Source organism: Kitasatospora sp. RG8 (assembly GCF_017813315.1).
In the GTDB taxonomy this organism is placed as follows: domain Bacteria; phylum Actinomycetota; class Actinomycetes; order Streptomycetales; family Streptomycetaceae; genus Kitasatospora.
The window spans coordinates 445,544-471,635 of record NZ_JAGIYX010000002.1 but is presented as its reverse complement, the minus strand read 5'-3'; the positions used below and the strand labels follow the sequence as shown (position 1 = coordinate 471,635).

General features: G+C 75.3%; 25 protein-coding genes. 11 read left to right on the top strand and 14 right to left on the bottom strand.

Features of this window, described 5'->3' with window-relative positions; all coding sequences use genetic code 11:
* The first annotated feature begins 13 nt into the window (after positions 1–13).
* Positions 14–3,853, top strand: a complete 3,840-nt coding sequence (gene fxsT, locus J5Y04_RS04930) for an FxSxx-COOH system tetratricopeptide repeat protein (protein ID WP_209410516.1) — start codon at positions 14–16, stop codon at positions 3,851–3,853.
* 64 nt (positions 3,854–3,917) lie between these two features.
* Here the strand turns inward: fxsT and J5Y04_RS04925 are convergent, their stop codons facing one another.
* On the bottom strand, positions 3,918–4,751 hold the full coding sequence (locus J5Y04_RS04925; RefSeq protein ID WP_209410632.1) for an SAM-dependent methyltransferase: 834 nt from the start codon (positions 4,749–4,751) through the stop codon (positions 3,918–3,920).
* Positions 4,752–4,967: 216 nt separating this feature from the next.
* Here J5Y04_RS04925 and J5Y04_RS04920 point away from each other — a divergent pair, with 216 nt between their 5' ends.
* The gene (locus tag J5Y04_RS04920) at positions 4,968–5,381 is read left to right on the top strand and encodes a PaaI family thioesterase (protein WP_209410515.1); all 414 of its coding nucleotides are present in this window, start codon (positions 4,968–4,970) and stop codon (positions 5,379–5,381) included.
* A gap of 124 nt (positions 5,382–5,505) precedes the next feature.
* On the opposite strand, the gene J5Y04_RS04915 is transcribed toward J5Y04_RS04920, so the two are convergent.
* Positions 5,506–5,970, bottom strand: a complete 465-nt coding sequence (locus J5Y04_RS04915) for a CBS domain-containing protein (protein WP_148646413.1) — start codon at positions 5,968–5,970, stop codon at positions 5,506–5,508.
* A 164-nt stretch (positions 5,971–6,134) separates the two neighbouring features.
* Positions 6,135–7,085, bottom strand: a complete 951-nt coding sequence (locus J5Y04_RS04910; RefSeq protein WP_209410514.1) for a slipin family protein — start codon at positions 7,083–7,085, stop codon at positions 6,135–6,137.
* Positions 7,086–7,262: 177 nt separating this feature from the next.
* Between J5Y04_RS04910 and J5Y04_RS04905 the strand changes: the two genes are divergently transcribed.
* Positions 7,263–8,120 (top strand): uracil-DNA glycosylase, encoded by an 858-nt coding sequence (locus J5Y04_RS04905; protein ID WP_209410513.1) that lies wholly within the window; start codon positions 7,263–7,265, stop codon positions 8,118–8,120.
* 24 nt (positions 8,121–8,144) lie between these two features.
* On the opposite strand, the gene J5Y04_RS04900 is transcribed toward J5Y04_RS04905, so the two are convergent.
* A complete protein-coding gene (locus tag J5Y04_RS04900; RefSeq protein WP_209410512.1) occupies positions 8,145–9,044 on the bottom strand; it encodes a CHAD domain-containing protein in 900 nt (299 codons plus the stop codon).
* 840 nt (positions 9,045–9,884) lie between these two features.
* Here J5Y04_RS04900 and J5Y04_RS04895 point away from each other — a divergent pair.
* Positions 9,885–10,553, top strand: coding sequence for a hypothetical protein (locus tag J5Y04_RS04895; protein WP_209410511.1), 669 nt, complete (start codon positions 9,885–9,887; stop codon positions 10,551–10,553).
* Here J5Y04_RS04895 and J5Y04_RS04890 read toward each other — a convergent pair.
* Positions 10,517–10,903, bottom strand: a complete 387-nt coding sequence (locus J5Y04_RS04890; protein WP_209410510.1) for a hypothetical protein — start codon at positions 10,901–10,903, stop codon at positions 10,517–10,519. The two genes, J5Y04_RS04895 and J5Y04_RS04890, sit on opposite strands and share 37 nt — an antisense overlap.
* On the bottom strand, positions 10,900–11,061 hold the full coding sequence (locus J5Y04_RS04885) for a hypothetical protein (protein ID WP_209410509.1): 162 nt from the start codon (positions 11,059–11,061) through the stop codon (positions 10,900–10,902). The genes J5Y04_RS04890 and J5Y04_RS04885 overlap by 4 nt, the downstream gene beginning before the upstream one ends.
* Positions 11,062–11,804: 743 nt before the next feature.
* Here J5Y04_RS04885 and J5Y04_RS04880 point away from each other — a divergent pair.
* The 3 genes from J5Y04_RS04880 to J5Y04_RS04870 all read left to right on the top strand — a co-directional run bounded on the left by J5Y04_RS04880 (position 11,805) and on the right by J5Y04_RS04870 (position 14,239).
* Positions 11,805–12,482 (top strand): hypothetical protein, encoded by a 678-nt coding sequence (locus J5Y04_RS04880; protein ID WP_209410508.1) that lies wholly within the window; start codon positions 11,805–11,807, stop codon positions 12,480–12,482.
* Positions 12,483–12,672: 190 nt separating this feature from the next.
* Complete coding sequence (locus J5Y04_RS04875) at positions 12,673–13,506, top strand: thioredoxin domain-containing protein (protein ID WP_209410507.1); 834 nt, start codon at positions 12,673–12,675, stop codon at positions 13,504–13,506.
* Between the two features lie 64 nt (positions 13,507–13,570).
* The gene (locus J5Y04_RS04870; RefSeq protein WP_307852932.1) at positions 13,571–14,239 is read left to right on the top strand and encodes a vitamin K epoxide reductase family protein; all 669 of its coding nucleotides are present in this window, start codon (positions 13,571–13,573) and stop codon (positions 14,237–14,239) included.
* Positions 14,240–14,431: 192 nt separating this feature from the next.
* Here J5Y04_RS04870 and J5Y04_RS04865 read toward each other — a convergent pair whose 3' ends face one another.
* The 3 genes from J5Y04_RS04865 to J5Y04_RS04855 all read right to left on the bottom strand — a co-directional run bounded on the left by J5Y04_RS04865 (position 14,432) and on the right by J5Y04_RS04855 (position 16,580).
* The gene (locus J5Y04_RS04865) at positions 14,432–15,532 is read right to left on the bottom strand and encodes a serine hydrolase (protein WP_209410506.1); all 1,101 of its coding nucleotides are present in this window, start codon (positions 15,530–15,532) and stop codon (positions 14,432–14,434) included.
* 67 nt (positions 15,533–15,599) lie between these two features.
* Positions 15,600–16,139, bottom strand: a complete 540-nt coding sequence (locus J5Y04_RS04860) for a GNAT family N-acetyltransferase (protein WP_209410505.1) — start codon at positions 16,137–16,139, stop codon at positions 15,600–15,602.
* 24 nt (positions 16,140–16,163) lie between these two features.
* A complete protein-coding gene (locus tag J5Y04_RS04855; RefSeq protein ID WP_209410504.1) occupies positions 16,164–16,580 on the bottom strand; it encodes an ankyrin repeat domain-containing protein in 417 nt (138 codons plus the stop codon).
* 533 nt (positions 16,581–17,113) lie between these two features.
* Here J5Y04_RS04855 and J5Y04_RS04850 point away from each other — a divergent pair.
* The 3 genes from J5Y04_RS04850 to J5Y04_RS04840 all read left to right on the top strand — a co-directional run bounded on the left by J5Y04_RS04850 (position 17,114) and on the right by J5Y04_RS04840 (position 19,725).
* Positions 17,114–17,308 carry a hypothetical protein gene (locus J5Y04_RS04850; RefSeq protein WP_148646425.1) on the top strand — a complete coding sequence of 65 codons (195 nt, stop codon included), beginning with the start codon at positions 17,114–17,116 and terminating at the stop codon, positions 17,306–17,308.
* A gap of 142 nt (positions 17,309–17,450) precedes the next feature.
* A complete protein-coding gene (locus tag J5Y04_RS04845) occupies positions 17,451–19,070 on the top strand; it encodes a hypothetical protein (protein WP_209410503.1) in 1,620 nt (539 codons plus the stop codon).
* Between the two features lie 280 nt (positions 19,071–19,350).
* Positions 19,351–19,725, top strand: a complete 375-nt coding sequence (locus J5Y04_RS04840; protein WP_030396357.1) for an RNA polymerase-binding protein RbpA — start codon at positions 19,351–19,353, stop codon at positions 19,723–19,725.
* 223 nt (positions 19,726–19,948) lie between these two features.
* Here J5Y04_RS04840 and fxsA read toward each other — a convergent pair whose 3' ends face one another.
* The 5 genes from fxsA to J5Y04_RS04815 all read right to left on the bottom strand — a co-directional run bounded on the left by fxsA (position 19,949) and on the right by J5Y04_RS04815 (position 25,235).
* Positions 19,949–20,518, bottom strand: a complete 570-nt coding sequence (gene fxsA, locus J5Y04_RS04835) for an FxsA family membrane protein (protein WP_307852931.1) — start codon at positions 20,516–20,518, stop codon at positions 19,949–19,951.
* Between the two features lie 166 nt (positions 20,519–20,684).
* The gene (lnt, locus tag J5Y04_RS04830) at positions 20,685–22,304 is read right to left on the bottom strand and encodes an apolipoprotein N-acyltransferase (protein ID WP_209410501.1); all 1,620 of its coding nucleotides are present in this window, start codon (positions 22,302–22,304) and stop codon (positions 20,685–20,687) included.
* A gap of 262 nt (positions 22,305–22,566) precedes the next feature.
* On the bottom strand, positions 22,567–23,016 hold the full coding sequence (locus J5Y04_RS04825; protein WP_209410500.1) for a GNAT family N-acetyltransferase: 450 nt from the start codon (positions 23,014–23,016) through the stop codon (positions 22,567–22,569).
* Positions 23,017–23,123: 107 nt separating this feature from the next.
* A complete protein-coding gene (locus J5Y04_RS04820; RefSeq protein ID WP_209410499.1) occupies positions 23,124–24,764 on the bottom strand; it encodes an amidohydrolase in 1,641 nt (546 codons plus the stop codon).
* A gap of 30 nt (positions 24,765–24,794) precedes the next feature.
* On the bottom strand, positions 24,795–25,235 hold the full coding sequence (locus J5Y04_RS04815; RefSeq protein ID WP_030243361.1) for an Lrp/AsnC family transcriptional regulator: 441 nt from the start codon (positions 25,233–25,235) through the stop codon (positions 24,795–24,797).
* Between the two features lie 230 nt (positions 25,236–25,465).
* Between J5Y04_RS04815 and J5Y04_RS04810 the strand changes: the two genes are divergently transcribed.
* Positions 25,466–25,921 carry a hypothetical protein gene (locus tag J5Y04_RS04810; RefSeq protein WP_209410498.1) on the top strand — a complete coding sequence of 152 codons (456 nt, stop codon included), beginning with the start codon at positions 25,466–25,468 and terminating at the stop codon, positions 25,919–25,921.
* Positions 25,922–26,092: the final 171 nt, after the last annotated feature.

The window sequence follows — 26,092 nt, the reverse complement described above, 5'->3', positions numbered from 1 at the left end:
CCCGCACGGCGGCGTGTACAGCCAGCGCGACCTCCTCAACTCGGGCGGTGTGGTGGCGGAGTCCGTCCGCGACGTCCACCTCCACGACCACCGGACCGCCCCCGCCTCCACCGCCGTCGCCTGGCCGGTCCAGGTCGGCACCCTCCCGGCGCTCGCCGACTGCTTCCGCCACCGGCCTGCCGTCGACGGCGCACTCGCCCTCCCCGGCGGACCCGCCCCGAACGGTACGGCCCCGAGCGGTACGGCCGGTGTGCACGGTGCAACCGGCCCCGGCACGCACGGTGCAACCGGCACGGCCGACCGTCACGGCGCACCCGGCACGGTCGCCCGTCACGGCGCACCCGGCACGCTCCGGTCGGTGGTGCTCAGCGGCCCGGCCGGCACCGGGAAGACCCAGGCCGCCGCCCACCACGCCCAACTCGCCCTCCGAACGGGCGCGGTGGACCTGGTGGTGTGGGCAGCCGCGGACAGCGCCGCGTCGATCCGGCACGCCTACGCGACGGCCGCCGACCGGCTGGGCCTCGGGGGCGGGCCGGCGACGGCGGAGCACCTGCTGTCCTGGCTGAACACCACCGGCCGCCGCTGGCTGATCGTGCTCGACGGCCTGGCCGACCCCGCCGACCTGCCAGGCCTCTGGCCCGCCCCGAGTGCCACCGGCCGGGTCGTCGTCACCACCCGCCGGACGGACCAGGAGCTGCGCACCAGCCGGCGTCGGCTGGTCCGGGTCGGGTCCTTCACTCCCGAGGAGGCCGCCGGCCACCTGGCGGACCTGCTGGCCGTACACGACCTGGCCCTGCCCGAAGGGGAGTTGGCCGCACTCACGGCCGGATCCGGCAACCTCCCCGCCGACCTGGCACGGACCGCCGCCCGGATCGTCGCCGGCGCCGGGGCCGGGGCCGGGCTCCACCCGCGCCGGGGAACCGTCGGCTCCGGCCGGCCCGGCGACTGCGACCTGTGCCGGCTCCCGCCCGAGAACGCCACCGTCGCCCTCCTCCACGCCCCCGAGGACTCCCTCTGGGCGCACTGGGCCGAGGCCGTCCTGCGCCGGGCCGGCCTGCACGTCGTCCCGGCAGCGGCCGAACAGACGCTCACCCTGCTCTCCCCCGCGTTCCTGCGCGAGTGCCCGACGCCGGGCGGCCGGTCTCCGGGCTCACCCGACGTCCTCGGGCCGCCCGGCGTCCTCGTGCCGCCCGACGGCGGACCCGTCGCGGGCCCCGGCCGGGCCGTTGCCGTCCGGATCGAGCCGGTGCCCGTCGACGGCCCGGTGACCGACCTCGTCGGACTCGGCCCCGAGGAGGCCGCGACGGCGCTGCTCGCCGCGCTGGGCATCGCCGGCCGGGCGCCCGACCTGACGGGCCTGCGTCACCCCGGCTCCGTCCCCGCCCACTTCAAGGTGCCGCCCCGCCATCCGTCCTTCACCGGCCGCCAGGCGGTGCTGGAGCACCTGCACCGGCAGCTCGGCGCCGGGGTGGCAGCCGTCCTGCCCACCTCGCAGACCCTCTACGGACTCGGCGGGATCGGCAAGACCCAGCTCGCCCTGGAGTACGCCCACCGCTACCGGGCGGAGTACGACCTGGTCTGGTGGATCGACGCCGAGCAGACCGAGTCGGTGGCCCTCGCCCTGGCCGGACTCGCCCGGCGGCTCGGCCTGCCCGTCGGCGACTCGGTCGCCGAGGGCGCCGAGGCCGCCCGGGAGGCGCTGGGCCGCGGCATCCCGTCCACGCACTGGCTGCTGGTCTTCGACAACGCCGACGAACCGGCCGACCTGCGGCCGTACTTCCCCGACGGGCCGGGCCGGATCCTGGTCACCTCCCGCAACCTCGGCTGGACCAGGGCCGCCAGCGCGCTGGAGGTCGACGTCTTCACCCGCCGGGAGAGCACCGAACACCTGCGCCGCCGGGTCCGCGCGCTCCCGGCCGACGACGCCGACGCGGTGGCCGAGGCCCTCGGCGACCTGCCGCTGGCCGTCGAGGTCGCCGCGGCCTGGCTGGACGCCACCGCCATGCCCGTCACCACCTACCTCGCCCGGCTCCGGCACGCGCTGTCCGCCGAGGGGGCCTTCGACTACCCGCGGTCGGTGGCCGCCGCCTGGGGCGTCTCGATCGGCCGGCTGCGCGTGCAGTCGCCGGCCGCCGCCCGGCTCCTGCAACTCTGTGCCTACTTCGCACCCGAGCCGATCTCGAGCCGGCTGCTCTACAGCGACCGGATGGTCGAGGCCCTCGCCGAGTCCGACCCCGCGGTGGAGGACGCCTTCGCGGTCGCCGCCGCCGTCCGCGCCCTCGGCCGCTACTCGCTCGCCCGGGTGGACCCCGAGGCGGGCGGACTCCAACTGCACCGGCTGGTCCAGGCCGTGGTGCGGGACTCAGTGACCGGGATCGACGCGCAGCTCGAGACCAAGCACCGGGTGCACCGCGTCCTCACCGGCGCCCGGCCCCTCGTCGGCGACACCGACGACCCCGCCAACTGGCCCGCCTTCGAGGAGATCTGGCCGCACCTCTACCCGTCCCAGGCGCACGTCTGCGACGAGTCGGAAACCCGCACCCTGCTGATCGACCGCGTCCGCTACCTGTGGAAGCGCGGCGAGATGGCGCAGGCCCTGGACCTCGGGCGGTCACTGGAGGAGCTCTGGGTCGAGAAGCTCGGCGAGGACGACCGGCAGACCCTGCTGCTGCGCTTCCAACTGGCCAACGTACTGCGCACGCAGGGACGTTACGCCGCGGCGCTGGCCCTCGACGAAGCCACCCTGGAGCGCCAGCGGTCCGTACTCGGCGAGCACCACCCGGACACCCTGATGACGGCCGGCTCGCTCGGCGCCGACCGGCGGGCCCTCGGCCGGTTCCAGGCCGCGCTCGACCTCGACCGCGAAGTCCTCGACCGGTTCCGCGGGTTGTTCGGCGACGACAACCCGCGCACGCTCTCCATGGTCAACAACCTGGCGATCGACCACCGGCTGGTCGGCGACAGCGAGGCCGCCCGCGAACTCGACCGGGAGACGCTGGACCTGCGCACCGCCGTCCTCGGGCCGCGTCACCCGTACACCCTCTCCACCAAGACCTGCCTCGCCCGCGACCTGCACGAACTCGGCGACTCCGAAGGCGCGATCACGCTCCTGCGGGAGGTCATGGCCGATCTCGAAGGCGTCCTGGAGCCCGACCTCCCCGAGCACCTGCGCAACGCCACCCTGCTGGGCGCCGTGCTGCGCCGGACCGGGCGGCTGGCGGAGGCCCGCCGGGTCACCGACGCGGCGTTCGAGCGTTACCACGAGCGCTACGGCTTCGACGCACCCGACGGCCTGGTGTGCTCGCTCGGCCGGGCCACCGACCACAGCGCCGCCGGCGACCACGAGGCCGCCCACCGCCTCACCGCGCGCGTCCACGCCGCCTACCGGCGGATGTTCGGCGACGAGCACCCGTTCACCCTGGCCTGCGCCAACAACCTCGCCGTCTACCTGCGCCGCGCCGGGGACGGCGGCGCGGCCGCCCGGGAGGGGCGCGCCACGGTGGACGCCCTCACCCGGGCGGTCGGGCCGGACCACCCGTTCACCCTGTGCGCGACCGCCAACCTCGCCAACGCCCTGGCCGACGAAGGCCGTTACGGCGAAGCCGGCCGGCTCCACCGCCAGGCCGTCGACGGGCTGGCCGGCCGCCTCGGGCCGGACCACCCCGACGCCCTCGCCTGCGCGGCCGACCTGGCGCTCACCCACCTCAGGAGCGCCGACGACCCGGCCGCCGCCGAGCTGCAACGGCGCGCCACCGCGGACCTCGCGCGCCGCCTCGGCGAGGACCACCCGGAGACCCTCGCGGCCCGTGCACTGCGGCCCCTCGACCGTGTACTGGAGACCCAGCCGATCTGAGGGCGGGGCCGGCGCAGCGGTGGGCACCTCTCGGCGCTCGGCACGCCTCAGCAATCGGCACGCCTCAGCGCTTGACCGCCACGCCCCCGTACATCGCGATGTCCTGGTCGCGGACCGGGGCGGCGTCCGCGTCGGGCCGCCAGCGGTGGACCAGTGTGACCCCCGGGTCGAGGAGCTCGTAGCCGTCGAAGAAGGCGAGCGTCTCCTGCCGGTCGCGGATCTGCAGCGGGATGCCCCGCGCGTTGTACTCGCGGCCGACACCGCCGACGCCCACCGGGTCGGTGTCACCGGTGAAGACGGTCAGGGCCAGGAAGCTGCCCGGGGCCAGCTCGTCCATGAAGCGGCGCACGATGCCCTGCGGGTCGTCCTCGTCGAGGACGAAGTGGACGATCGCGATCAGCGAGAGCGCCACCGGCTGCGAGAGGTCCAGCACCTCGCGCAGCTCCGGTGCGCCGAGGATGGCGTCGGGGTCGCGCAGGTCGGCGTCGACGTAGCAGGTCCGGCCCTCCTCCGTGCTCGACATCAGGGCCCGCGCATGGGTCAGCACGATCGGGTCGTTGTCGACGTAGGCGACTCTCGCCTCGGGGGCGATGCCCTGCGCGATCTCGTGCACGTTGGGTGAGGTCGGGATGCCGGTGCCGATGTCCAGGAACTGGCGTACCCCGTGCTCCTCCACCAGGTTGCGGACCACCCGCTGCATGAAGGTCCGGGTGGTGCGCATCGAGACCGGCAGCGCCGGCCACGCCTGCACGGAGGCGTGGGCCGCCGTCCGGTCCGGCTGGAAGTTGGTCTTGCCGCCGATGAGGTAGTCGTAGACCCTGGCCGAGTGCGGCACGTCCATCCGCAGATCCACCGTGGGCCAGCGTTCCTCCCGCGTGTTCCGTGACACCCAGCCCATGTTCGGCATGCGTCGCCCCTCCCAGGTCGCCCGTCGCGCCGGCGCCGGCCGCCCCGGTGGCAGGCCTGGTGCGTCGTCGTGCGCATGGTAACGGTGACTGCTGAACAGGGCTTGCCAGTTCCCGCGTTGAGGGAATCGCCGCGTGGCCGGCCGACGCCGACACGCGCGCCGCACGAACCGCTGACACCGGGCTCCCCCGACCGCCAGAATGACGGCATGACGCTGACCACCGCCGAGGCGGACAAGATCCTCGCCGACCACTTCGCCCCCTGGGTCCGGTCGCTCGGCCTCTCGGTGACCGAGACCGGCCCGCGGCACGCCGTGCTGCGGCTTCCGTGGTCCGGGGAACTCGCCCGCGAAGGAGGGGGGTTGTCCGGCCAGGCGATGATGGCCGCCGCCGACACCGCGAGTGTCGTGGCGGTGTCGGCGGCGCTGGGTGGCTTCGGGCCGATGACCACCGTCCAGCAGTCGACCAGCTTCCAGCGTGCCGTCACCGGCCGGGATGTCCTGGTGCACGCCCGGGTCACCAAGCTGGGGCGGCGGATCGCCTTCCTCGACATCACCCTGACCGCCGAGGGCGAGGACGAGCCCGCCGCCCATGCCACCACCGTGTACGCGCTGGCCGGTTGAGCCGGGACGCCGGTCCGGTCCGGTGCCGTGCCGTGCCGTGCCGGTTGAGGATCGGCGCCAGCGCCGGTTGAACCCCGGTGCCGGCGCCGCTCGGACCCCGGCGCCGGCCGAGCCGCGGTGCCGGTCAGACGCCCTGCGGCTGCTGCACCTCCGTCGACCTCGGCTCCTCCTCCGCGCAGACCGCCGAGACGAACTCCGCCAGCCGGGCCTGCGGAAGCCCGCGGGCGATGTCGGCCTCGCTGATCATCCCGACGAGCTCGTGCTCCGGGTGGTTGATCACCGGCAGCCGGCGCACCCGGTACTGCTCCATCACCCGCAGCACCTGCTCGGCGTCCTCGTCCGCCTCCACGGTCATCGGCCGCCCCTCGGCCAGTTCGCCGGCGGTGACCGCCGCCGGGTCGCGGCCCTCGGCGACGCACTTCAGCACGATGTCCCGGTCGGTGACGATGCCCAGCAGCTTCTGCCGCTCACCGCAGATGGGCAGCGCCCCGACGCCTCGTTCCTTCATGATCCGGGCTGCCGTGGCGAGCGTCTCGTGCTCGCGGATGCACTCCGCGCCCGGGTGCATGATGTCGCTGGCTCTGGTCATGATCGGCCTCCTGATGTGCCTGCCCCTGCCACTCCTGCCGGCTTCGGCCGCCGCTTACCGGGTCCCGCTTACTCCATCCTGGTCCGCCCCCACTGGCCCCGCCACCGGGCTCGGGGCCGGTGGCGGGGCCAGGGCCTCGGGGGCAGTCCTCGGGGCCGGTCCTCCTACGACGGCTCCGGACGGCCCCCGTTCGGCGGCAGGTCCGGCGGCGGGTCCAGCGGCGAGTGCTCCAGCAGCTCCTCCAGTGGCGGCAGTTCGAGCTGCTCGACGGCCGGCAGCCGCGGCTCCTCCGCCGCCGGGCCGACCACTCCGGCGTCGTCGCCCTCCCCCTTCCGCACCGACTGCCGGTGCACCTCGCCAGCGCTGTCCAGGAACCGCAACAGCTCGACCGGGAAGGGCAGCACCAGCGTCGAGTTCTTCTCCGCCGCCACCTCCACCACGGTCTGCAGCAACCGCAGTTGGAGCGCCGCCGGGGTCGAGCTCATCACCGCCGCCGCCTCCGAGAGCCGGGCCGACGCCTGGAACTCGCCGTCCGCCGTAATGATCCTCGCCCGGCGCTCCCGCTCGGCCTCCGCCTGCCGGGACATCGACCGCTTCATCGACTCCGGCAGGGCGACGTCCTTGATCTCCACCCGGTCGATCTCGATGCCCCAGCCGAGCGCCGGGCTGTCGATCATCAACTCCAGGCCCTGGTTGATCGGTTCGCGGTTGGCCAGCAGGTCGTCCAGCTCGCTCTTGCCGATGATCGACCGCAGGGAGGTCTGCGCGACCTGCGAGATCGCGAAGTTGTAGTCCTGCACGTTGACGGTGGCCTTCACCGGGTCCTCGACCCGGAAGTACACCACCGCGTCCACCCGCACGGTCACGTTGTCACGGGTGATGCCCTCCTGCGCGGGGATCGGCATGGTCACGATCTGCACGTTCACCTTGCGCAGCCGGTCGGCCACCGGCATGAGCATCACCAGCCCCGGGTCCCGCACCTCCTCGCGCACCCGGCCGAAGCGGAACACCACCCCGCGTTGGAACTGCTGCACGACCCGCAGGCTCAGCCCGGCCACGACGGCCGCCAGCACCATGACCCCGACAATGATCCCCACAACCAGATCGACGACCATCACGGCCTCCTCGCGCGCACCAGCGAGTTCCGGCCGTCGCCGTCCCGGCCGGGCCGGGGGCCGCCGGAGCAGCTGATTCCACGCTACGCCTGCGCGGGCGCCGCCGGAACGCGCGGACTCCGCAACCGCGGCCGCCGATGCCCGCAGCGGCCCCCGGAGCGGTCCTAGGATCGACCCATGCCGCAGCCCGCCGCAGCCCACGGCCCCGCCACGGACCCCGACGACCCGCGCCACCCCGCCGCGGCCGCCGCCCGGGCCGACGGGCTCGCCGCCCTCGACCGGGTGGTCACCGGCTGCCGGGCCTGCCCCCGGCTGGTCGAGTGGCGTGAGGAGACCGCCCGCACGAAGCGCCGCGCCTACCTCGGCTGGGACTACTGGGCGCGCCCGATCCCCGGCTTCGGCCCGCCCGACGCCCCGCTCGTCCTGGTCGGCCTCGCCCCCGCCGCCCACGGCGCCAACCGCACCGGCCGGATCTTCACCGGCGACCCCTCCGGCGACCTGCTCTACGCCGCGCTGTACCGGCTCGGGCTGGCCAACCGCCCGGAGTCCGTCCGGTACGGCGACGGGCTGGCCCTGGACGGCGTCCGGATCACCGACCCCGTCCGCTGCGCGCCGCCCGACAACAAGCCCACCACCGCCGAACGCGACACCTGCCGCCCGTGGATCGTCCGCGAGCTGGAGCTGATGCGGCCCACCGTCCGGACCGTGGTCGCGCTCGGCGGCTTCGCCTGGCAGGCGCTGCTGCCCGCGGTCGAGGCCGCCGGCTGGCTGCTCCCACGGCCCCGGCCCGCCTTCGGCCACGGCGCCCACGTCACCCTGCCGGCCCGCGACGGCGGCCCGCCGCTGGAGCTGTACGGGTGCTACCACGTGAGCCCGCGCAACACGAACACCGGCCGGCTCACCACCCCGATGCTGCGCGACCTGCTCCGCACCGCCGCCCGGGCGGCGGGTCTCGCACCGAGCGGGGAACCGGGCGGGGCAACCGGCGGGGAACCAGGCGGCGAATCGGGCGGGGAGCCGACCGGGCAGGAGTAGCCCGCCCCGGCGGCCGGACGTTCCTCAGCCGAAACGCGCCAGCTTCCGCCCCGCCGCGCGCTCCCAGGTCGGTCGAAGCTCCCGCCGCGCCGCCGCGCCCGCCGCCAGCTCGCGCTCGTACAGCACGCCGTACCCGAACGGCTCGCCGGACCCGTCCGCGTTCTCCCGCAGCGCGGCCGCCGCCACGACCGCGTCCTGGTGCTCGCCGAGGACGTCCTGCACGGCCTTCATCCGCTCGACGTACCGTTCCGCCGCCTCCCCCGCCACCGGCACCGCCGTCTCCCCGGCATACCGGGCCCGCTTGGCCGCCTTCCGCGCCTCGTGGAGTGCCTCGTCCCGCGCGGCGCCGTCACTCGCGGCGCCGTCCCGCTCGGGGGCCAGCGCGCGCCGCACCCGCTTCGCCGTCCGCCGCTGCTCCCGTGCCGCGATCCGGGCCAGCTCCGGCCCGGCCCGCCGTGCCGCCCGTCCGCGCAGGGGCGGGTCGGCGAGCAGCACGGCCAGCCCGTCCGCCAGGGCGCGCCGACGCGGGCTGTCGAGCGCGGCCACGATCTCCGGCCAGACCCGCAGGTACTCCGCCCGCGCCCAGAGCTCCAGCGCCCCCGCCACCCGCTCCGGGCCGCAGGCCGCCGGCAGCTCCCGCGCCCGCCCCACCAGCCGCTCGCCGAGCACCTCCCGGTCCCGCGCCCGCCCGAGTGCGGCCGCCAGCCAGCGCAGTTCGGCCACCAGTTCCTCGGTGACCCCGACCTCGAACAGCCTCCGGTAGGTGCGCAGCGCACTCCGCAGCCGTCGGCAGGCCACCCGCATCCGGTGCACGGCGTCGGGTTCGTCCGCCCGCACCGCGTCGTCCAGCCCGGCCAGGACGGCGGCCTGCGCACCGATCCGGTCCAGCACCACAGCGCCGACCGTGCTCTCACCTGCACCCATCCGCGCGCACACCCCCTCTTCGGGGTCCGAGGGTCGCGCCATCGGCGTCCCGCCGTCCGGGCGGCGCGTCCGGGCCCGCCCGGGGAACGCCTTCCAGGCTAGCCCGCCTCGCCGTCCCGGGCCCTGAGCACCGGGCGTTCGGCGGGCCAAACCCCTCGTCGTCGGTGAGCACGACATCGGAAACAGCTGCGTACAACCACAGGCGTACGGCCCCGGTCGGATCCGCCAGCCGGGCCTCGGCCCATGGCCGGACGCGCATCGTGGCGGACGGCGACGGCGGACAAGGTGGACCGGCCGCTCAATCGTCAAGGCAGGATCGTTTCATGACGACCCGTCACCACCGCGTACGCCCCGCTCCGGCCGACCCTGGCCGCGCCCACCGGCCCGCACCCCGTCGGCAAGCACCACCGCGCTGCACCTCACCGACCCCCGGCGCCCCGACGGCTGGGCGCCCACCGCCCGCCCCCGCGAGCTGATGGTCCAGCTCTGGTCCCCGGCCGCCTGCGCCCGCGGACGTCCTCGGGCGCCATGGACCGGGACCGTGGACCGGGACCGCCGAGCAGATCCGTCCGGAGACCGACTTCCCCGGCGTCACCCCGGGCCGGCCGGGCCGGCCGCTCGCCCACGCCCGCCGGGGCGCCCCCGCCGACAACACCGCCTGCCAACCGGTCGTCCTCTAGTCACCCGGCTCCCGGGGGACCGGAGCTTCGGCACCGTCCTGGGCGAGGGGCTCGCCTCGCGCGGCCACGTCGTCGCCGCGATCGACCACACCCTCGACGCCGGCGAGGTCGCGTTTCCGGACGAGCGGCTCGACGTCCGCAACTCCCCCGCCGCCACGCCATGGCCGACACCCGCCTCGTCCTCGGCCGCCGCACCGACCTCGTGGCCGGCGCCGACCGCGAACTGCTCGACCACGCCGACGGGCGCCCGCTGCCGGGCGGCATCGGCGCGGCCCTGGACCTCACCTCCGCCGGCTTGTTCGGCCACTCCATGGGCGGCGCCACCATCGTCCGGACCCTCCCCGACGACCCGCGCGTCCGCGCTGGGGCCACCCTGGACGGCCCGGTCTTCGGCACCGCGACCGACGGCGTCGACCGCCCCTGCTGTTCATGGGCGCCGACGACGTGCACCCGGAGCGCGACGCCATGTGGGACGCCCTCTGGCCCCGGCTCGGCTCGTGGCGCCGACAGGTTGCGCTCGCCCGCTCCGGCCATCTCGCCGTCAGCGACTGCTTTCCCGCTGCCGCAGGCCCAGCGCGTGGCGGCCCGGCCCGCCGACCGCCTGGAACACTTCCTCGGCACCGGCACCGGCACCGGCACCGACACCGACGGCCGTGCCGTCGCCGCGCAGCGGGCGTACCTGACCGCCTTCTTCGACCTCCGGCGCCCGCCACCGCCCGACCGCACTCTTCGACGGCCCGTCGGCCCGCTTCCCCGAGGTGCTCCTCCGCCGCTGAGCCGGGCACGCCCGCGCTACGGCCGCAGCTGGACCGCCAGGGACATCGTGTAACCGACCAGCGCGGCGAAGAAGCAGACCGCCGTCACGTAGCGCGGGGTGAAGGGCAGGCCCGCCAGGGCGGGGTACAGCAGGACGGCCAGGCCGGCGGCGAGGTCGGCGGCGTAGAGGGCCCGGGGCGGGACGAGGCCGGTGGTGTGGGAGGCCCAGCCGGTGGCGATCAGGAAGCTGGTGAGCAGGATGAAGCCGGAGAGCAGGCCGGAGCCGATGCTGGAGAGGGTGGCGTGCGGTTCGGGCGGGATCTCGCCCTCGGGTACTGCAGGGCGCAGACGGTGGGCGACGGCGAGGCCGGTGACGGCGACCGCGATCGCTCCGACGGCGCTGAGCAGGGGCACGGGGTTCATCGGCGGCTCCGGTGGGTGGGGTGGCCGAGTGCCGCGGTGAGCGCGGCCGGGACGAGGGCGGTGAGGAGCAGGACGGCCGTCCAGGTGGCCGGGTCGAGGGCGGGCACGGACGGACCGGCTGCGGGTGGCGGCGGCGCGGCGACGACGGTGACGGCCACGGTGGGTGACGGGCCGGGGGGCGGGGCCGCCCACGGCACGGCCGGGGGTTCGGGCCGGGCCCCGGACGGGCCTCCGGGTGTTTCGGCGGGCTTCGCCGTCCGGGGCACCGGTGGTGCGGGTGCGGCCGTGGTCCGCGGCGGCACCGGCCGGGCCGGCGACGGGACGGTCACCGGCGGTGCGTCAACCGTCCGGGGTACGGCCGCCGGCGAGGGCGGGACCGTGGTCGCCAGCGGAGCCGAGGCCGGTGCCGAGGGCGTGGCCGGAGCCGACGGCGCGGCCGTCGGACAGTGCGGCACGTGCGGCACGTGCGGCACGTGCGGAAGGTGCGGCAAGTCCGGCAGCACCGGCGGCGGGTGCAGCGTCGGCGGCACGGGCGGCACGGGCGGCGCGGGCGGCCGGACGGTCGGCGGAGCCGGTACCGCCGGCAACAGCAGAGTCGGAGCCAGAGTCGGAATCGGAATCAGCGGCGGTGTCGGAATCGGTGTCACCAGGCCCGTGGCAAGCACGGTGGCCGTGGCCGTGGCATGGTCCATCGCCCGATTGTCGGACCGCTCCCGCCGCCGACGGCAGCCCCTGACGGCCCGTCGGGCCCCCGCGCCTCCGCAAACCCATCCCGCCGGTGAACTCCGCACCGCTCCGCCACGAACGAACGGCCGCCGCCGGGCCATCTGTTCCCCCGGAGCCGGACCGGTCCCGGACGCACCCTCGTGCCGGATGTAAACGCCGTGACATACTCCGGGACGTGACGACTTCCACCCCAGCGACGAGGGCCCTGCGGGCCGCGGTGTTCACCGCGCTCGCCGTGCCGTTGTCCGCGCTGGGCCAGGTCGTCATCACCGGTCGCCCGCTGCCGCTGAACCTGGTGGCCGCCGCGACCGTCGTCGTCTTCCTGGTGGCGGCCGCGGTGGCCGGCGGGGAGCGGCGGCTGCTGCACATCTCGGCCGTGATGGTCCCGGTCGAGCTGCTGCTCAACACGACCTTCAACCTGGGCCAGGCCGGCTGTGGTCCGGTGCTCGGCGCGGGCCACAGTCCCACCCGCGGCATGAACCTGCTGGTGTGCGGCGGCGGCTCGGTGGACGGGTCGTTGTTCTCCGGACCGTTGGGGCACGCCGGGCCGGTCGCGCCGGCGGCGACCCAGCTGCTGGTGCTGCTGGTCCACCTGCTGATGGCCCTGGCCGCCGCCGCCTGGCTGCGGTTGGGCGACGCCGCCCTGTCGGGTCTGGCCCGGGCACTGCGGGCGCTGCGCCAGTCGGTGGCGGCCCCGCTGCGGGCGCTGGTCCTGCTGCTGGCCCCGGCGCTGGTCCGCCCGGTGCTGCGGGTACCGCTGCCGGCCCCGGACCGTCCGCGGCCGCGCCGCGAGGACGTGGTGCTCAGCCCGGCGCCCCGGCGCGGTCCGCCGGCTCCCGCGCCTGCCTGCTGACGACCGGCTTCCATCCCCCCGCCGACCGACGGCGTCCGAAGGCCCGCCCCCGCAGGCAGTGCGCACAACTCCCGCGTTCACCGACAGAGCCCCCTCGTACCCGCGCACGCGCCGGCGCCCCGCGCCGCCGCCGCGCCGAGGCGGGCACCCCCGCGCGCAGCTGCGCGCCGCGTACAGGAGTTGACCCACCGTGGCCCAGTCCCACAACACCAAGCCCACCCGCAAGCAGGCCGAGCGGATCAGCGCCCGCGAACGGATCCAGGAGGCCCAGCGCCTGGAGCAGCTGGCCGCCAAGCGCCGGCAGCGGATCGTGATCGCCGTCTCGGTCGTCGCCGTGCTCGCCCTGGCGGGCGGGACGACACTGGCGATCACCGCGGCGGACGACGACAAGTCGTCCTCCGCGTCCTCCGAGGCGGCCGAGCCGACCGCGCTGGTCGTGCCGGCCAACGCCGGCGGCCCGAACGGCACGGTGATCACCTACGGCAAGGCGGACGCCGCGCACACCCTCCAGGTGTTCGAGGACTTCCGCTGCCCGGTCTGCAAGAACTTCGAGGCGGCCAACGGCGACGCCGTCAAGAAGCTGGCGGACGACGGCACGGTCAAGGTGGAGTACCACCTGGCCGCGTTCCTGGACAAGAACCTCGGCGGCCGGGGCTCGCGCACCGCGCTCGCCGCCGTCGGGGCCGCGCTCAACGAGGGCGTGGACAAGTTCAAGCAGTACCACGACGTGCTGTACGCCAACCAGCCGGACGAGCGCGAGGACGGCTTCGGCAACGTCAACCACCTGCTGGACCTGGCCGACAAGGTCCCGGGCCTGAAGACGGACGCCTTCGTCAAGGCGGTCAACGAGCGCACCTACGCGCCGTGGGCGGCGAAGGTCGCGGACGCGTTCAACGACAGCGGGGTGACGGGCACGCCGACGGTGAAGATGGACGGCAAGCCGATCACCCTGTTCAGCGGGAACCGCGCGGTGACGCCGGAGCAGTTCACCACCCAGGTGAAGCAGGCCGCGGGCTTGCAGTGAGCACCACCGGCCCGGCCGAAGTCCCGGCCGGGCCGGCCCTTCCCACCCACCGGAGTGCTCTGCCGTGACCGCCCCGACCGCCGTGAACCCCGTGAACCCCTCCCGTCCCGCCGCCCCCGACGCCGCCCCGCCGGGCGGTGCCCCCGTCGGCGCGGGCCGGGTGTTCTCCCTGTTCGTCCTCCTCGCCGCGCTGATCGGGCTGGCCGCCTCGGCCGTCCTGACCTTCGACAAGCTCCGCATCCTGGAAGACCCGTCGTACATCCCCAGTTGCAACCTCAATCCGGTGATCAGCTGCGGTTCGGTGATGCGCACCGAGCAGGCGGAGGTCCTCGGCTTCCCGAACCCGTTGCTCGGGCTGGCCGCGTTCGGCGCGCTGGCCGCGATCGGCGCCGGGCTGCTGGCCGGTGCCGCGTACCGGCGCTGGTTCTGGCTGGGCCTTCAGGCGGGGACCGTGGTCGGGGTCGTCTTCGTGCACTGGCTGATCGACCAGGCGCTGTACGAGATCGGCGCTCTCTGCCCGTACTGCATCGTGGTCTGGGCGACGGTGGTGCTGCTGTGCTGGTACACGACGCTGCACAACCTGCGGACCGGCGTGATCCCGGCCGGGCCGCGGTTGCAGGTGGTCGTGCGTGAGGCCGCCCGCTACCACTGGGCGCTGCCCGTGCTGTGGGCGGCGGTGATCGCGATGCTGGTCCTCAACCGGTTCTGGTACTACTGGTCCACCCTGCTCTGACCGGTCGCCACTTCCCGTGCCGGGCACCGCCGTGCCCGGCAGGGAGTCACCGCAGGAGTCCTGGAGCACGATCACCGGCACGGAGGCCGGGAAAGAAGTCGGTGACGCAGAGGTTCTTCCCGTCGACGCCCACCGCCACCCCGCTCGGGCCGTCGGGGACGGGGACGGTGCGCACCACCGCCGGGGCGGGGCTCAGCCGAAGACGGCCCGGCGGAAGGCGTTGCGCAGGTCGGTGAGCGGCTGGAAGTCGCGGTCGTAGTGGACCTTGTTGGTCAGCAGCAGCGCCCAGCGGCCGAGCCGGCGGGAGACCCAGATGCCGGTTCCGGTGAAGCCGTAGTGGACGAAGGTGCCCTCGGCCGGGTCGGTGCCGGCGGCGCACAGCCAGGAGAGGCCGCGGGCGGGCACCAGCCCGCCGGTCTGTTCGCGCAGTGATTCGGCGATCCAGCCGCCGCCCCAGGGCAGTACGGCCGGCGGATCGAGCAGCGCGGCGAGGAACCGTTCGAGGTCGCGGGCGGTGGAGAAGGCACCGGCGTTGCCGGAGACGCCGCCGAGGAGCCGGGCCGAGGGGTCGTGGACGACACCCCGCAGCGCGGCACCGGCCGTCTCCTCGTACTCGGTGGGCGCGGTGCGGGCCGTCGCGGCGGGGCCGAGCGGGCCGTACCGGGTGTCGGTCATACCGAGCGGCCGCCAGACCTGCCGCTCGGCGAGGACGTCGAGCGGGGCGCCGGCCAGCGACTCGACCAGGTGGCCTAGGAGCACGGCGGCCCGGTCGGTGTACTCGACAGCGGTGCCGGGCGGCCGGTACAGCGGGGCGGCGAGCACGCCGGCCAGGATCGCCGCGCGGTCGCGCCCGTAGAGTTCGGCGAACCGGGTGCGCAGCGGCATCCCCGCCGTGTGGGTGAGTAGTTGACGTGCCGTCACCCGGCCGGCCGGGTGTCCGGCGGCGGCCGGCCAGTAGTCGCCGAGGGGTCGGTCGAGCGGGAGGCCGCCGGCCTGCCAGAGCGCGCCGGCGCAGGGCCAGAGCGCGACGATCTTGGTGATGCTGGCCAGGTCGAAGACGGTGCCGGTGCCCATCTCCGACCGCGCGTAGGGGCCTTGGCCGAGGACTCCGGTGGCGCCGCCGCCGATCCGGCCGCCGGCGTCGCCGACCGACCAGACCGCGCCGGAGCCGACCGCGCGCAGTCCGTCCGCGACCAGCCGCTCCAACTCCCCGCCCGCGGCGGCCAGTGTGGGGAGCGGGGCGGGCGTCGGGAGGGGGTGCGGTGGCGTGGTCGCCGGTGCCGTCTCGTCCATGGCCTGCTCCCGCCCCCGCGGCCGCCCCTCGGCCGGTCCGCGGGGAGCCTACCCAGCGGGCGCCCGGTCAGACGGCGGGCGCGCCGCCGAAGTCCTTGCCGAGGCAGATGCTCTGCGGGTGGTCGCGGTAGATGCCGAACTTCCGGATCGGCTGGTACCCCTCGGAGCCGTAGAGGGCGACCGCCTCGGGCTGCTCGGTGCCGGTCTCCAGGATGAACCTGGTCCGCCCGGCCTCGGCGGCGGTCTGCTCCAGCCGGCGCAGCACCGCGCGGGCGAGGCCCCGGCCGCGGGCGGCCGGGACGACGAACATCCGCTTCAGTTCGGCGTCGCCGTCCCGCACGTCGTCCGGGCCGGCCTGCTTGGCCCGCCAGCCGCCGCAGGCGACCGGCTCGTCGGCGAGGTAGGCGATCAGGAAGAGGCCGGCCGGCGGCTCGAAGTCGTCCGGGTGCAGCACGGTGAGGTCGCCGTCGCCGTAGCGGCGGACGTACTCCTCCTGCACCTCGGCGGACAGGCGTTGCGCGTCCGGGTGGGCGTAGCCGGTGACGCGGATCTCTATGGTGTCGCCCTTGCCGTCCTGCTGGACGGCCGTCGCGGTGCTGCTCTCCATGGTCGAAGAGCCTACGGCCTGCGGTCAGCGGGCCTCGAACCGGGCGACCAGCTCGTCCTTGCCGAACATCCGGGCGGTGTCGACGGCGGACGGGGTCCCGGCCCCGGGGTCGGCGCCGCCGTCCAGCAGCACGGTGAGCACGTCCTCGGCGCCCTTGAAGACGGCGCCGGCCAGCGGGGTCTGGCCCCGGTCGTTGGCCCGGTTCGGGTCGGCACCGCGCTCCAGGAGGACGGTGACGGTGGCGGCGTGCCCGTGGTAGGCGGCGAGCATCAGCAGGGTGTCGCCGCGGTCGTTGGTGAGGTCGGCGGGCGCGCCGGCGTCGACGTAGGCGGCGAGGGTGTCGGAGTCCCCGGCGCGGGCGGCGTCGAAGAGCTTCGCGGCGAGTGCGATCACCTCGGCGTCGGGGGCGTCGGCGTTCTGCTGGCTGGCGGCGTCGGTCATGGCGGGCCTCTCTGGCTGTTTCCGGGTGCCCTCCGGGGGCGCCCGGCGGTCGGGGCCCCGCGGTCGGGTGACCCGCGGGGGTGGTCGCGCCCGTCGCACCGTAACGGCCGGAACGGGCGTGATCCAGCCGGTGTCCGGATTCCGGATGACCAGCGGGCCCGTTTCGCGCAGGCGCCGGGACCGTTGCGCCCGGGCGGCGGGCCGGTTTCGCGCGGGCGGCGGGCCGGTTTCGCGCGGGCCGTGGGCCGGGATTCCGCCGCACGGGACGCACGCGGGAAGGTTGCGCATCCGTTCGGGCGAACTTCCCGGTGCCCCCGGAAGTCTCCCGCCCCCGCACCGGGAATGCCTCGCCGCGCCGGAAGGAGGCGGCGGACCGGCCCGCCCGGGGCGGTTCGCATACCTCCACCCGGCATCCCGGGCGGTAATGCCCGGGAAAACCACCCATTTGCACCGTTCCATCATCTATTACTTTTTGTCACGATTGGGGCACTTTCCGTGACACCGTCCCTGTCCCCCTCCCCGAGGAGCAGAACGTGATCCTCTCGATTTCCGGCATCGTCCTGTTCGGCACCATCGCCTTTCTCTTCTTCCGCCGGGACGGACTAAAGGTCTCCCACGCGATCGTCTGCGCCCTCCTCGGCTTCTACATCGCCGGCTCCTCGATCGCCCCCAGCATCACCGCGGGCGGCGCGAGCCTGGCGAGCCTCCTCGGCGGCATCAAGTTCTAGCGCCCGCCGTCTCCCCTGACGGCAGGCCCCGGGCCCGGGCGCGGATCCCACCGCCCCCGGGCCCCGTCGTACCGCCCGCCGGTCCAAAACCCTCCGCACCCCTCCGCAACCCGACCGTCCCACTCGCCCGGGGAGTCAAGGAATGCCGCTCAACCGCCACCTCAGAAAGGGCCGCGACCTGGCCCGCACGGCCGGCGACCACGCCTCCGACATGTTCGCGCCGCTCACCGTCATCGGGCGCGGGCTGCGCCACCACGCCGGCTGGGCGAAGGGCCGCTGGCAGGCCACCCCGAAGGAACGGCGCGGGCCGACGGTCTTCCTGGTCGCCGCGATGCTGCTCGGCATCTACCTGCTGCCGCACGGCCTGCTCTTCGCCCTGGTGGCGCTCATGGCCAGCTCCGCCTGGGTCGGCCGGGCCCCCAAGGCACCGCCGTCCCCGCCCGAGCCGGACGTGGCCGACATCAAGCTCTCCGCCCTCTACGCGGCACTCACCCCGTACCTGGCGGGACCGGACGACCTCCACCCGCTCTACCACCACGAGCGCGGCTACAAGGACGCCTTCCGCGCCTGGGAGTTCGACGGCGAGGGCCGGCTCTCCCGGCTGGAGCTGGACTACCCGGCGTACTTCACCGACACCGAGCCCGCCGCCCGGGCCCGGATCGAGCAGGTCGTCCAGGGCAAGGCGGGCCGGGCCCGGGAGTACCGCTTCGACTGGGACGAGGAGTCCAACAAACTGCGGATCGCCACGCTGGCCCCGCTGCCGACGGACATCGCGGCACAGCGCTTCGTCGCCGCCCCCGGCGAGATCGTGCTCGGCTTCACCGACGAGGACGGCAGCGCCCGCACCATCCCGGTCGGCCAGGGCGGGGCGACCGTCCAGCAGCCGCCGGTGGTCTGGCGCACCGGCCCGCGTTCCGCCGAGCCGCACCTGCTGGCGCTCGGCGTGACCGGCTACGGCACCTCCAGCCTGATCCGCTCGATCGCGCTCCAGGCGCTCCCCTTCGGCGATCTGGTGGTGATCGACGGCGCGGGCACCGGCGAGCACGCCTGCCTGGTCAACCGGCCCGGTGTGCACACGGTGGAGACCAGCCTGCACGGCGCGCTGGCCGCGCTGGAGTGGGCCGCCCAGGAGACCGAGCGCCGGCTGACGGCGCTGAACGCCGCCCGGCACGCCGGATCGGCGCCGCCCGAGGACGTCACCCGGCCGCTCTGGCTGCTGCTCGACCACCCGACCGAGCTGAGCGAGCTGGCCCACGCCGAGGGCCGCCCGGACCCGCAGGACCTGCTGGAGCTGCCGCTGCGGCACGGCCGCGCCGCCAGGGTCACCGTGGTGATCGCCGACGACGTGGAGGCCCGTGACCGGATCACCCCGACCGTCCGGGCGACCACCCGGGCCCGGGTGCTGCTCGGCCCGGCCGGCCCCGAGGAGGGCCACGCCGCCCTCGGCGCGCCGCTGGACATCGTGCCCGCCGCGCACGCCCCCGCCGGACGCGGCTACGCCCGGATCGGCAACGGCACACCCGTCCGGCTCCAGGTGCCGGCCACCGTCGACCCGCTGGACGAGGAGGCGCCCGCCCAGCTGCGGGACGCGGTGATCTCCCTGCTGCCGCACCGGGACACCCGGACGGAGGCGGCCGCACCGGTGGACGTGCCGCCCCGCCCGGAGGGCCCGCCCCCGGCGCTGCCGGCCGATCCCGGCGCCCTGACGGCCGTCGACCTGGGCAAGGAGCACGCCCCCCTCCGCTTCCGCCCGCTCGCCTGATCGGGCGGCCCGGCACGGGGGCGGCGCCCCGCGCGGAAGGCCGTCCCGGTACGCTCGTCCTGGAAAGGCCGACCGATCACCAGATGTGAAATAGGTGACACCTGGGGTGATATCAGCGGCCAGATGTGACAAATCGGGCGCCGATGGGTACAAACAGGGGCGGCACGACAGACGACGCATGTCCCGGGACGGGAATCTTCGTCGGAAGCCGAGCGTTGACCGAACGACGAAGAACAGCGACCACTAGTCCTGTGGGCCATAAGCCCGGGAGGCACGATTCATGAGCGAGCGAGCTCTCCGCGGCACGCGACTCGGGGCCACTAGCTACGAGACCGACCGTGGTATCGATCTGGCTCCCCGCCAGACCGTCGAGTACGCATGTCAGAACGGACACCGATTCGAGGTTCCTTTCTCGGTCGAGGCGGAGATCCCGTCCGCCTGGGAATGCCGCTTCTGCGGCCAGGAAGCCGTACTTCTCGACGGTGACGAGCCGGAGGAGAAGAAGACCAAGCCCACGCGCACCCATTGGGACATGCTGATGGAGCGCCGGACGCGCGAGGAGCTGGAGGAGGTGCTGGCCGAGCGGCTGGCCGTGCTCCGCTCCGGAGGGATGAACCTCGCGGTACACCCGCGGGACACCCGCAAGAGCGCCTGACCCGGCCCCCGTCACCCGGCGGGAGCACGCGAAAAGGGACCCTGGCCACCAGGGTCCCTTTCGCGTTGCCCGGACCGGTTCGCCGGTGCCTTTCGCGTTGCCCGGACCGTCTGCTCGGACTGTCCGGGTGACCGGCTGACCCGGGCCACCGACCGCTCCCGGTCACTGCACCGGCTCCGGGGGCGCGTCCGAAGCGTACGGACCCGGCCCCGGAGCCCCGCGGTCAGCCGTTGATCGGCGGACGGTAGGTGGTGTCGGGCTCCTGCGGGCCGGCGCCCGGCTCGACCACCTCGCCCTGGATCACCTTGCCGTCCGGGCGGTGGATCCGCAGCTGCTCCTGCAGCCGCATCGCGTCCGCGAACGGGTCGGCACCGACGGCGGAGGTGCTGCGCAGCGCCTTCCGGGCGAAGCGGCGTCCGGCCGCCCGCCAGAGCGCCCGGGTCGGCGGGAAGAGCAGGGTGAGCGCCAGGGCGTCCGAGAGGAAGCCCGGCACGATCAGCAGCAGACCGGCCAGCACGGTGAGGCTGGTGCCGGTCTGCGGCTGCTGCGGCTTGAGGTCCCGGCTCTGGTCGATCGCCGCCGACAGCGCCTTCAGCCCGGCCCGCTTGATCAGCCAGCCGCCGATCAGCACGCCGGCCAGGAGGAGCAGCACCACGGTCAGGCCGCCCAGCCACGAGCCCACCTGGACCAGCAGCCAGATCTCCAGCACCAGCCAGGCGGTGATCAGCAGCGGCACGACCCGCCGGAGCTTTCCGCGCGGGGCCGGACGGGCGGGGGCGTCTTGCTGGGTCACGGTACGAATCCACTCCATGCGGTGCTCTGCGCGCCGCACGGGAGGTCCGGGCCGGCTACGGCACCACCTGGTCCAACGATCCGCCGGCTGCGCGTGTTCCGGCGGCCGGCCCGCCCCGGGCCGCGCGAAGGGCCCGGGCCGGAGGGGTCGGGCCGGGCCGGAGGGATCAGGCGGACTCGGAGCCGGTCGGAGGTGCCACCCGCCGACGGCGGCCGGCCAGCAGCGCCGCGCCGCAGGCCAGCAGGCCGCCGACGGCCAGCGTCCACTCGGGCACGGCGCCCACGCGGTCGGCCACCGTGGTGCCGTCGCGCAGCGGGACCACGGCGGACAGCTGGGCCGCGGTCAGCTCCTCGGTCTGCTGCTGCACCGTGCCGTCGGGGGCGATGACGGCGCTGATGCCGCTGGTGGCGGCGATCAGTACGGCCCGGCCGTGCTCCACGGCGCGCAGCCGGGACATCGCGAGCTGCTGCTCGGGCTGGCCGGTCTTCGCGTAGGTGGCATTGTTGGTCTGGACGACCAGCACCCGGGCGCCCTGGTCCACGGTGTCGCGGACGATCTCGTCGTACGCCACCTCGAAGCAGATGACGTCGCCGATCCTGGCCGGGCCGAGCTGCATGACGCCGTTGTGGTCGCCGGGGTAGAAGTCGCGGGCCACCCGCTGGAGCCGGGTGATCACCTTCATCAGCTGGTCGCGGAACGGCACGTACTCGCCGAACGGCACCGGGTGCTGCTTGGTGTAGGAGGCGCCCGGGCCGGTCTTCGGGTCCCAGACGATGCCCTCGTTCTGGACGTGCTGCTCGTCCGGGCCGTCGACCAGGGTGCCGACCAGGGTGGGCACGCCGACCGAGCGGACGGCCTCGTCGATGCGCTGGTAGGCGAGCGGGTCGCTGAACGGGTCGAGGTCGGAGGAGTTCTCCGGCCAGATCACGATGTCCGGCTTCTCGGCCTTTCCGGCCTTGATGTCGGCGGCGAGCTTCTCGGTGGCGGCGGCGTGGTTGTTGAGGACCATCATCGGACGGCCGAGGAAGTCCATGCCGGGGTTGGGCACGTTGCCCTGGATCAGGGCGACCTTGACGGTGTCGGCCGCGGCGGTGGGCACCGGGACCAGGTAGCCGGCCAGCAGGGCGGCGACGGCGCCGAGCGCCGCCAGCGCGGCGGTCTTCGGCGCCCGGCGGGGGCCGCGCGTCCGCAGCGCCGCCCAGCCGAGCAGGGCGCCGGAGAGGGCGACGGCGAAGGTCACCAGCGGGGCGCCGCCGAGCGCGGCGAGCGGGGTGAACGGAGTCGCGGTGTTGGCGAAGGCGAGCCGACCCCAGGGGAAGCCGCCGAGCGGCAGCCGGTCGCGGGCCCACTCCTGGGTGACCCAGAGGCAGGCCGCCCAGAGCGGCCAGCCGGGCAGCCGGGAGGTGAGCGCGAGGCCGACCCCGAGGAGGGCCAGGAAGAGTGCCTCGACGACCGAGAGGCCGATCGTGGCGTCCCAGCCGACCACCCGCAGCCAGCTCAGCAGCAGCAGGAAGAACGGCAGGCCGAACGCGAAGCCCGTCCAGGCGGCCTGCCGGGCGGTGCGGCCCAGGGTGAGCAGCGAGAACGCGGCGACGCCCACCAGCGAGAGCGGCCAGAGGTCGAACGGCGGGAAGGCGAGGGCGAGCAGGAGTCCCGCGAGCACCGCCAGCCCGGTGCGGGGCAGCCCGGCCCGGATCCTGGCGAGCACCCGCGCCCGCCGCCCGGGCGAGGACGCCTCGTCGGGTGTCTCGGGTGCGGTCCCGGACCGCTCCTGGGTGACGGGCATGGCCACCGGCGCACCATCTCTCTCGGTGCCGCCTCGCGGAGGTACGGGGACGGCTGTTCGGACGCTGTCCGAAGAAGGTACCCCGGAATGTCACCCGACCGTGAGGTCGGGTTGGCCCGGGCCGCCCCCGGTGCGCGAACGGGCGGGGCCCGGCGCGCGGTCGGACCGGGCCCGGTGCGCGGGAGGACCGGGACCGGGGCGGCGGACCGGTGCGGCGGACCGGTGCGGCGCCGGGGCGGGACCGGGGCGGCGCCGGGGCGGCTCAGCGCGCGGCGTAGCGGACCTCCCCGAGCGGCCAGTCCTCGGCGAGCCAGGCGGAGACGGTCCGGTGGAGCACGGCGTCCAGCTCGGCCCGGTCGGCGCGGACCCAGGAGCTGACCCTCGCGACGGCGGGGTCCTCCCGGTCCGGGTATATGTAGACGCAGCCGACGACGGCGTCCCCGGGGGCCTCCAGGACGGTGTAGGTGAAGCCGGAGCGCCGCTCGAAGTCGGCGGCGTGCCGGCGCAGGTCGGCGAGGTTCTGCTCCGGCGTCATGCCCTCGGCGGGCGGCCAGCTGCCGGTCCAGCCCGGGGTGGCGTGGATGTGCTCGATGCTCGACGACCAGGCCGCGAGATCGGAGGCGTTGTGCTGCTCGCCGAGGGGCTCCAGGCGGAACCCCTCGGCGGTGAGCGTGCGGGGGACGGCGAAGTCGGCGGGTACGAGGTCGGTCATGGGGATCAATCTAGGGTCCCTCTTCAAACTCCCGTCGTCCGCCCGGCAGGCAGGCGGGAGTTTGAAGACGGACCCTGGGGGGCGTGGCCCCGCCGCCTCACCCGGTTTCAGCCGGCCGGCCGGTCGTCGGCGGCGAGGTACACCGTCCGGCCGCGGACCACCGTGCGCAGGCAGACGGGGAGGGGGCGGCCCGGGGTGAGGTCGGGCAGGCCGGGGGTGCCGGAGCGCGGGTCGGTGGACCAGCCGGCCACCCGGGAGTCGGGGGCCTGGACGACCAGGTCGTCGGCGGCCCAGACCGCGTAGCTGGCGATCGCGCCGGGGACGAGGACGCCGTCCTGGTCGCGGCCGAGCGCGCGCCAGCCGCCGCGGGTGTGGGCGGTGAACGCGGCCCGGACGGAGATCCGGTGGTCCGGCGTCCGGTGGAAGGCGGCGGCCCGGACGGTGCCCCAGGGGTCGAGCGGGGTGACCGGGGCGTCCGAGCCGAAGGCGAGTGGCACTCCGGCCCGCAGCAGGGCGGCGAAGGGGTTGAGGGCGGCGGCCCGCTCGGCGCCCAGGCGCTGGACGTACATGCCGTCCGAGCCGCCCCAGGCGGCGTCGAACGCGGGCTGGACGGAGGCGGTGAGGCCCAGCTCGCCGAAGGCGGCGATCGACTTGTCGTCCAGCGCCTCGGCGTGCTCCACCCGGTGGCGCAGCGCCCGGACCCGGTCGGCGCCGACCCGCTCCCCCGCCGCCCGGACGCCGTCCAGCACCGCGGCGATCGCGGCGTCGCCGATGGCGTGGAAGCCGGCCTGGAGCCCGGCCTCGGTGCAGGCGGCCACGTGGTCGGCGACCTGTCCGGCGCTCAGGTAGGAGGTGCCGGTGTGGTCGGCGTCGGCGTAGGAGGCGTGCAGGCAGGCGGTGTGCGAGCCGAGCGCGCCGTCGACGAAGAGGTCTCCGCCGGCGCCCGCCGCGCCCAGCCGCCGGGCGGTCTCGACTCCTCCCAACTCGCCCCAGTAGCCGAAGACTTCGGGGCCCTCACCCTCGGCGGCGAGGGCGAGCAGGGCGGTCAGGTCGGCCTCGGAGGAGATCTCCGGGCCGGCGCACTCGTGCAGCGAGCCGATGCCGAGCTCGGCGGCCCGGGCCAGGGTGGCGCGCTGGGCGCGGCGGCGCTGCCCGGGGGTGAGGCGGGCCAGTGCGGTCTGCCGGACGGCGTGGTGGGCGTCCCGGGTGAGCGGGCCGTCGGCGTCGTGGCCGGGCCGCCCGGCGAGGCCGGGGGTGAGGGCGCGCAGCGCGGAGGTGGCGAGCGCGGAGTGCACGTCGGTGCGGGACAGGTAGACGGCGGCGCCCCCGGCCGCCGCGTCCAGCTCGGCGAGGGTCGGCGGGCGGCCCTCGGGCCAGCCGGTCTCGTCCCAGCCGTGGCCGAGGAGCACGCCGCCGGGCTCGTCGGCGGCCGCCGCGGCGGAGGCGACGAAGGCCGCGACGGCGGCCAGGGCGGCGGCGAGCGAGGGGCTGCCGGTGAGGTCGAGTCCGGTGAGCGCCAACCCGGTGGAGGTGGCGTGCACGTGCGCGTCGACGAACGCGGGGGTGACCAGCGCGCCGTCCAGCTCGACGATCTCGTCGGCGATGTCGGCGTACGCCCCGGCGGCGCCGTCGCTGCCGACCCAGGCGACGTGCTCGCCCTCGACGAGCATCGCGGTGGCGAACGGGTCGGCGGGGCTGTAGACGGCGCCGCCGCGCAGCAGGACGGTCCGTGGGGTGCGTTCGGTCATGGGCCTTAGTCTGCACCCCTCCGGGCCTGCTCAGAGCTTCGGGGGCCGCGCCTCGTACGGGGTGGAGAGCACGACGGTGGTGCGGGTGGAGACGCCGGCCGCGCTGCGGATCCGGGCCAGCAGGTCCTCCAGGTCGCCGGGGGCTCCGACGCGGACCTTGAGGATGTAGTTCTCGTCCCCGGCGACGCTGTGGCAGGCCTCGATCTCGGGCAGCCCGGCGAGCCGCTCGGGGGTGTCGTCCGGGGCGCTCGGGTCGAAGGGCTTGACCGAGATGAACGCGGTCAGCGCCAGGTCGACGGAGTCCGGGTCGATGATCGCGGTGTAGCCGCGGATCACCCCGCGCTGCTCCAGGCGCCGCACCCGCTGGTGCACCGCCGAGGTGGACAGGCCGGTCGCCTTGCCCAGGTCCGTGTAGCTCATCCGGCCGTCCTCCAGGAGCAGCTGAACGATGCGTTGGTCGAGATCCTCCACAAGGCGCAAACCTACCCCTTCGGGGGCGCGGGCAGGTGCCACGGCGGGAGCGCGGGGTGGCACGGGCGGTGGTGCGGGGTGCCGGGCGGGCACATGCCGGGCGAATGTGGCGAAGGACACACCCGGTGCATCACAGTGCGCCGAGCCGCAGGGTTATGAGTCCGCGTCGCAGGGAAGTGCTGGTTGTGGCCCCGGGCGACCACGCCGGGCCCGATCCGAGGGGGATCACCATGCGTGCAACCGACCCGCGTTCGCCGGGCGCCGACGACACCCACGATATGACCGACCGCGACGGTCTCGCGGTCCCGAACGGCCTCGCGCCGGGGGTGGACCCGGGAGAGGCCGACACCTGGGAGATCTTCCGGGTGCACTGCCCCGAGTGCCGCCGCCCGATCGCCCTCGTGGGCGACGAGGAGCGGCTGCCGCAGCACGCGGTGCTGCCGACCGCGTGGCACCCCTTCTCCCCCGCGCTCTGCCCGGGCTCGGGCGCGCCGACGGACGACCTGGCCGAGGTGGAGCCCTCCGAGGACGCCGAGGCGGACGGCCTGGAGGCGCTGCTGGCGCTGCCGACCGAACTCGACTGGCGCACCCAGCCGTTCTCGCACGCGGTGGCGCACCGCCCGGTCCGGGTGACGGCCGTCGCCCCGCTGATCCCGCAGCAGCGTCGCCGGCTCGCCCGGCACTGACGGCGCGCGGCTCCCCCGACCCGCAGGGTTCCCACCACTCCCGCAAACCGTGGCGCCCGCCGGGTGCCTGACCGCTCGTCAGACGGCGGTCGGTCCCGGCGGGACATGCCTCCGGGCGTCACTCCGCACCCTGGAGTGACGCCCGGAGGCGGTTCGGGGGGCCGCCGAGGA